Source organism: Leifsonia sp. SIMBA_070 (assembly GCF_046534635.1).
Lineage (GTDB): Bacteria > Actinomycetota > Actinomycetes > Actinomycetales > Microbacteriaceae > Leifsonia.
On the sequence record NZ_JAWRYK010000032.1, the window covers coordinates 1 to 459 of the forward strand.

Consider the following 459-nt stretch of genomic DNA (forward strand, 5'->3'; position numbering starts at 1 on the left):
CTCGCGTCCGCTCCAGCGACTGCGCACGGCGCCAGTCGGCGATCTTCGCGTGGTGGCCGCCCAGCAGCACCTCGGGCACCGTGAGGCCCCGCCATTCGGCGGGCTTGGTGTAGATCGGGTACTCGAGCATCCCCAGCTCGTGCGACTCCTCCACGAGGCTCTCCGGATTCCCGACGACGCCGGGAATGAGGCGGCCGATGGCCTCGATCATCGCCATCGACGCGACCTCGCCCCCGTTGAGGACGTAGTCGCCGATGCTGACCAGCCGCACGCGACCGCGTGAGGCGTAGTGATCGAGCACGCGCTGGTCGATGCCCTCGTAGCGTCCGCATGCGAAGACGAGCTGTTCCTCTTCCGCCAGCTCTCGCGCCGTCCTCTGCGTGAAGACCTCGCCCGACGGTGTGGGCACGATCAGCACGGCGTCGTCGCCCAGCACCTCGTCGAGGGCCTCGCCCCACG

Annotated in this window: 1 protein-coding gene; it reads right to left on the minus strand. The window is 69.5% G+C overall.

Annotation, left to right across the window (positions count from 1 at the left end):
* A partial coding sequence (gene trmD, locus SB754_RS19260) for a tRNA (guanine(37)-N(1))-methyltransferase (RefSeq protein ID WP_410784021.1) occupies nucleotides 1–459 on the minus strand: 459 nt, incomplete at both ends.